This is a genomic window from Methylobacterium variabile, assembly GCF_001043975.1.
Lineage (GTDB): Bacteria > Pseudomonadota > Alphaproteobacteria > Rhizobiales > Beijerinckiaceae > Methylobacterium > Methylobacterium variabile.
Genome location: NZ_LABY01000339.1, coordinates 1 through 5,711, shown reverse-complemented (window position 1 = coordinate 5,711; position 5,711 = coordinate 1). Strand labels below are relative to the sequence as shown.

Genomic DNA, 5,711 nt, shown 5'->3' with positions numbered 1-5,711 from the left:
GACGGGCAGAAGCGCGCCGCCCCGTGCGTCGCCGAAGAACGTGTCGAAGATGTCCGACATGAAGTCGCCGAACTCGTTGCCGAATCCGGGACCGCCCTGGCCGCCCTGCGAGAACGCCGCGTGGCCGAAGCGGTCGTAGGCGGCGCGCTTCTGCCCGTCGGAGAGGCACTGGTAGGCCTCGTTGAGCTCCTTGAACTTGAGCTCGGCCTCCTTGTCGCCGGGGTTGCGGTCGGGATGGTAGACCATCGCCAGCTTGCGGAAAGCCGACTTCATCTCACCGTCGGTCGCGGTCCGGGCGACGCCCAGCACCTCGTAATAGTCGCGCTTCGACATTCCCGTCCCCAAACCCGTCCCGTCCCCAAGCCCGTCTCTGGCCCACCCGGTCGGGCATCGTCCATACACGTTCGATCCCCGGCGCGGTCGGGCGCCGAGGACCGGATCGAGCTGCAAATCGTGGCCGCACGGATCTCAGACCCGTGCGGCAGCCTCAAGGCGAAAGCTCACCGCGCCGGTGCGCATCCCCGGGCGGACTGCCCGGGGATGCGGGGCCGATGACTTACGCCCGCTTCTTCTGGTCCTTGTCGTCGACTTCCTGGAAGTCGGCGTCGATGACGTCATCCTTCTTGGCCTCACCCGCCTGGGCGCCGGCAGCGGCGTCCGGACCGGCCGACTGGCTGGCCGCGTACATCGCCTCGCCGAGCTTCATCGAGGCCTGCATCAGGTCGGTGGTGCGGGCCTTGATCTGCTCGACGTCCTCGCCGGCGAGCGACTGGCGCAGGGCGTCGATGGCGGTGGTGATCGCGGCCTTGTCGGAGGCCGGCACCTTGTCGCCGTGCTCCGTCACCGACTTCTCGGTGGCGTGGATCAGGCTCTCGCCCTGGTTCTTCACCTCGACCAGCTCGCGGCGCTTCTTGTCCTCGGCCGCGTTGGCCTCGGCCTCCTGCACCATGCGCTGGATGTCGGCGTCGGACAGGCCGCCCGAGGCCTGGATGCGGATCTGGTGCTCCTTGCCCGTCGCCTTGTCCTTGGCCGTCACGTTGACGATGCCGTTGGCGTCGATGTCGAAGGTCACCTCGATCTGCGGCAGGCCGCGCGGCGCCGGCGGGATGCCGACGAGGTCGAACTGACCGAGCAGCTTGTTGTCGGCCGCCATCTCGCGCTCACCCTGGAAGACCCGGATGGTGACCGCGTTCTGGTTGTCCTCGGCCGTCGAGAACACCTGCGACTTCTTGGTCGGGATGGTGGTGTTGCGGTCGATGAGCCGGGTGAACACGCCGCCGAGCGTCTCGATGCCGAGCGACAGCGGGGTCACGTCGAGGAGCAGCACGTCCTTGACGTCGCCCTGGAGCACGCCCGCCTGCACCGCGGCGCCGATCGCCACGACCTCGTCCGGGTTGACGCCCTTGTGGGGCTCCTTGCCGAAGAAGGTCTTCACCTGCTCCTGGACCTTCGGCATGCGGGTCATGCCGCCGACCAGGACCACCTCGTCGATCTCGTTCGCCGAGACGCCCGCGTCCTTGAGCGCCTTGCGGCACGGCTCGATCGTGCGCTGCACCAGGTCGTCGACCAGCGACTCGTACTTGGCGCGGCTGAGCTTGAGCGCCAGGTGCTTCGGGCCGCTCGCGTCGGCGGTGATGTAGGGCAGGTTGATCTCGGTCTGGGTCGCCGAGGACAGCTCGATCTTCGCCTTCTCGGCGGCCTCCTTGAGGCGCTGGAGGGCGAGCTTGTCCTTGGTCAGGTCGATGCCTTGCTCGCGCTTGAACTCGGCCGCGAGGTACTCGACGATGCGGTTGTCGAAGTCCTCGCCGCCCAGGAACGTGTCGCCGTTGGTCGACTTCACCTCGAACACGCCGTCGCCGATCTCGAGGATCGAGACGTCGAAGGTGCCGCCGCCGAGGTCATAGACCGCGATCAGGCCGGACTTCTTCTTGTCGAGGCCGTAGGCGAGCGCCGCCGCGGTCGGCTCGTTGATGATGCGCAGCACCTCAAGGCCGGCGATCTTGCCGGCATCCTTGGTCGCCTGGCGCTGGGCGTCGTTGAAGTAGGCCGGGACGGTGATGACCGCCTGGGTGACCGGCTGGCCGAGGTAGGACTCGGCGGTCTCCTTCATCTTCTGCAGGGTGAAGGCGGAGATCTGCGACGGCGAGTACGACTTGCCGTCCGCCTCGACCCAGGCGTCGCCGCCGTTCGAGCGGGTGATCTTGTAGGGGACGAGCCCCTTGTCCTTCTGCGTCATCGGGTCGTCGTAGGTACGGCCGATGAGGCGCTTGATCGCGAAGAAGGTGCGCTCCGGGTTCGTCACCGCCTGGCGCTTGGCCGGCTGGCCGACGAGCCGCTCGCCGTCATCCGTGAAAGCGACGATCGACGGGGTGGTGCGCGCCCCTTCCGCGTTCTCGATGACCTTGGGCTGCGTGCCTTCCATCACGGCCACGCAGCTGTTGGTGGTGCCAAGGTCGATGCCGATTACTTTACCCATGGTGGGATCCCTCGTTGGTGTTTTTTAAGCAGACCGCCGAGCCCCGAAGCAGCTCGGCCCATGGCGGTACTTGTCAGAGGTTTGAGCCGAGGCGGGCCGCGCCCGAACCGCGTCTCGCCGGGAGGCCGGCGAGCGGGGGCGTTGCCCGCGCCGAGCCCGATATAAGAAGGCCGTTTCGGGGCCGCAAGGCGAGCCGGGCCGGGCCGCGCACGGTGATCGCGCATGGTGATTCGGGCGGTGCACCGGCCTCCCTCGTCCCGGCCCGCGTCCCTTGCCGGAGCCGTGACGCTCCGGCCAAGGCGCCACGACAATGTTGCGGGCTTGCCACGCCCGTGCCACGGACCCCATGCTAGGACCGTGCGGGACGCCTATCCCCGTGCCTGCGCCTGGAGCCTGATGCAGCCCGTTCGCCTCCCTCCCCGCCCGGTGGCCCTGCCCGTGCTGGCGGCCCTGCCCCTCGCGGCGGTCCTGATGGTGGCGCCGGCCCCGGCCTCGGCCCAATCCTTCCTCGAGGAACTGTTCGGCATCGGCCGGGCGGCGCGCCCGCCGGTGCCGCCGGCCCCGGTTCCGGGCGGTCGGGCCCCGGGGGTTCCCGGCGAGGCGCCGCCCGACGCCGCGCCGCGGCCGGCGCCCGCGCCGCCGGCGCCGCCCAAGCCCGTGGTGCTCAAGACCCCCAACGACGACGCGGTGGTGGGCCAGGAGCTGCAGCAGAACGGCAATGCCGGCTCCCTGCGCCTGGAGCGCTCCGGCAGCGGCTTCACCGCCCGCGTCACGCTCGCCGGCACCAAGGTCTCGCAGCCGACCGAGAGCTGCAAGATCGCCCTCGGCGACGGGCAGCCGCTGACGCTCAGCGACCAGGGCAAGCCCAGCGGCGTGACCCAGCTCGCCACCGCCGGCCCGTCCTGCCCGCTGCGGCTCGAGATCCTCGAGGGCAGCGTCATGGTCACGCCCCTCGCCGAGGCGGAGTCCTGCGTCTTCACGGCGGCCGACTGCGCAACCACGCCGAAGGGCCTCTGGGGCCCCGGGGCTGCCACCCTGCTGCCGCGGGCGCAGGAATTCGACGGCGCCCGCGGCGTCGCCGACAAGGCGGTGCGCGAGAACTACAAGGTCATGACCCAGCGCGCACGGCGCGAGGACGTCCGGCCGATCGTAGCCGAGCAGGCCGCGTTCTCGGCCGACCGGGAGCAGATGTGCCGCGCCTATGTCCGCGAGGGCTCGCACGGCTTCTGCCACCTGCGCTTCTCGGAGGCGCGGGCGCTCTCGCTGGCCACCCGCCTCGGCCTGTCGGGCGCGGCCCCGACCGCGAGCGCCGCGCCGCGGCCGGCGCGCAAGCGCCCTGCCCCCGCGGTTGACGGGATGAACCCCGGCTTCGAGGCCGGCGCGCAGGACCAGTAGCGGCGAGCAGAGGTGCCCGCGCCGGCGGCCGCCTCAGGCGTGGCCGGCGGTGGACGAGAGCATCGCGGGCTCGATCCCGATGCCGCGCAGCGCCCGGTCGTACTTGGTGTCGAGGGCGGAGTTGAAGATCAGGTCCGGATCGGCCGGGCAGTGCAGCCAGCCGTTGGCCTGGATCTCGCTCTCGAGCTGGCCCGCCTGCCAGCCGGCATAGCCCAGCGCCAGCACCGCGCTCTCGGGCCCCTTGCCCACGGCGATCGCCCGCAAGATCTCGATCGTCGCCGTGAGGCAGATGCCGTTGTCGATGAGCAGGGTCGACTGGTCGATGTGGAAATCGGGCGAGTGGAGCACGAAGCCTCGGCTCGCCTCTACGGGACCGCCCATCAGCACCGGCATGTGGCCGACCCGGCTCGGCAGCCGGATGGCGTCGTCCTGGGCGATGATGTCGAGCTGGACCAGGAGGTCCGGCATGTTGAGGTCGGCGGCCGGCTTGTTGACGATGATCCCCATCGCCCCCTCGGCCGAGTGCGCGCAGAGATAGATCACCGAGCGCGAGAACCGCTCGTCGGCCATGCCCGGCATCGCGACGAGGAGCTGCCCGTCGAGGTAGCTCGGCGCGCCGCGGCCGTGCGTCTCCCGGGCGCTCCGCAGGTCGGCCTGCGGGTCCGGGCTCATGCCGGCGGCGTCCTGGGAGAGAAGGTCCTGAGGAAATCTGCTGCGCATGATGCCCATGCTACGCCCCGCCCCGGCGTTGTCCATACCTGCCTTCCGGATGAACGCGCGCGGGCACCCGCCGGCTCCCACACAGCGCGTCGCGGGCCGCAACCTCGACACCCCGGAACGGCCGCGCTAGACCCCCCGCGGGCCCGAGGCCCCGCCGGAGCCCGGCGGGCCGGCCCGGAAAGATCCCAGGAGAGCCACGATGACGATCCAGGTCGGCGATCACCTGCCCCAGGCGACCTTCCGGGTCATGGGCCCCGAGGGCCCGGCCGCCAAGACGACCGACGACGTGTTCAAGGGCCGCCGGGTGGTGCTGGTGGCGGTGCCGGGCGCCTTCACGCCGACCTGCCACCGCAATCACCTGCCGGGCTACGTCACGCGGCGGGACGACATCCTGGCCCGCGGCATCGACGCGATCGCGGTGACCTCGGTCAACGACGTGTTCGTGCTCGAGGCTTGGTCGAAGTCGGCCGGCGCCGAGGGCATCGAGTTCCTGGCCGACGGCAACGGCGACTTCGCCAAGGCGATCGGCCTCGACATGGACGGCACCGGCTTCGGCCTCGGCGTGCGCTCGAAGCGCTACGCCATGCTGGTCGAGGACGGGGTGGTGCGGGTGCTCAACGTCGAGGACGCACCCTCGAAGGCGGATCTCTCGGGGGCGGAGACGCTGCTCAAGTCGCTCTGAGGTTCGATCGGCTCGTGGTCGCGAGCCGCTGGATCCGATGGAGCGGGATTCAGGCTTCCTGATCAATCCCACCTGCGACCTCGGGATGAGGTCGCGGGGGGATAAGATGTTGCGCCGCGCCGAGCCGATCACGGGTCGATCGCTTGCTGGCTGGTCGCGACAAGAAGCGAGCCATAACGGCAGCCACGCGAGGCAGTCGGCGAAGCGCGGCCAGGATGCCGCCCTCTCCCGCCCCGAACGCCTCGTCGGCCCCAGACCCGCGGTCGCCGTATCACTCGCGGCCTTTGCGCCGGCCGGAATCCGGCTGGTCGATGGCTGATACCGCCGCGCCTTCGAACGGACTCGTTCGGAGGCGCAAGGCAAGCCCGAACGGGCGCCGGCGCTGATGCGCCGGACGCCTTCGCATCGACGTGTCGATGCGAAGGCGCGAGGGTATCA

Annotated in this window: 5 protein-coding genes; 2 read left to right on the top strand and 3 right to left on the bottom strand. The window is 70.5% G+C overall.

Translation table 11 applies throughout. The annotated features are described in order from the left end of the window. Together VQ02_RS32500 and dnaK are read right to left on the bottom strand one after the other, a co-directional pair. On the bottom strand, window positions 1-333 hold a 333-nt coding region (locus VQ02_RS32500), incomplete at its 3' end, for a DnaJ domain-containing protein (protein ID WP_048448403.1). A 223-nt stretch (window positions 334-556) separates the two neighbouring features. Beyond that, a complete protein-coding gene (dnaK, locus tag VQ02_RS32495) occupies window positions 557-2,476 on the bottom strand; it encodes a molecular chaperone DnaK (protein WP_048448402.1) in 1,920 nt (639 codons plus the stop codon). Window positions 2,477-2,872: 396 nt separating this feature from the next. On the opposite strand from dnaK, the gene VQ02_RS32490 reads away from it, so the two are divergent. Next, complete coding sequence (locus VQ02_RS32490; protein ID WP_048448401.1) at window positions 2,873-3,871, top strand: hypothetical protein; 999 nt, start codon at window positions 2,873-2,875, stop codon at window positions 3,869-3,871. A gap of 33 nt (window positions 3,872-3,904) precedes the next feature. On the opposite strand, the gene VQ02_RS32485 is transcribed toward VQ02_RS32490, so the two are convergent. Next, window positions 3,905-4,543 carry a YqgE/AlgH family protein gene (locus VQ02_RS32485; protein WP_048448404.1) on the bottom strand — a complete coding sequence of 213 codons (639 nt, stop codon included), beginning with the start codon at window positions 4,541-4,543 and terminating at the stop codon, window positions 3,905-3,907. Window positions 4,544-4,790: 247 nt separating this feature from the next. On the opposite strand from VQ02_RS32485, the gene VQ02_RS32480 reads away from it, so the two are divergent. After that, entirely contained in the window at window positions 4,791-5,273 is a 483-nt protein-coding gene (locus VQ02_RS32480) for a peroxiredoxin (RefSeq protein ID WP_048448400.1), read from the top strand. Window positions 5,274-5,711 lie beyond the last annotated feature (438 nt).

Excerpts from the sequence above, each read along its gene's own strand:
- VQ02_RS32490 (WP_048448401.1), top strand. The coding sequence starts at position 2,873 with ATGCAGCCCGTTCGCCTCCCTCCCCGCCCGGTGGCCCTGCCCGTGCTG.
- VQ02_RS32485 (WP_048448404.1), bottom strand. The coding sequence starts at position 4,543 with ATGAGCCCGGACCCGCAGGCCGACCTGCGGAGCGCCCGGGAGACGCAC.
- dnaK (WP_048448402.1), bottom strand. The coding sequence starts at position 2,476 with ATGGGTAAAGTAATCGGCATCGACCTTGGCACCACCAACAGCTGCGTG.
- VQ02_RS32480 (WP_048448400.1), top strand. The coding sequence starts at position 4,791 with ATGACGATCCAGGTCGGCGATCACCTGCCCCAGGCGACCTTCCGGGTC.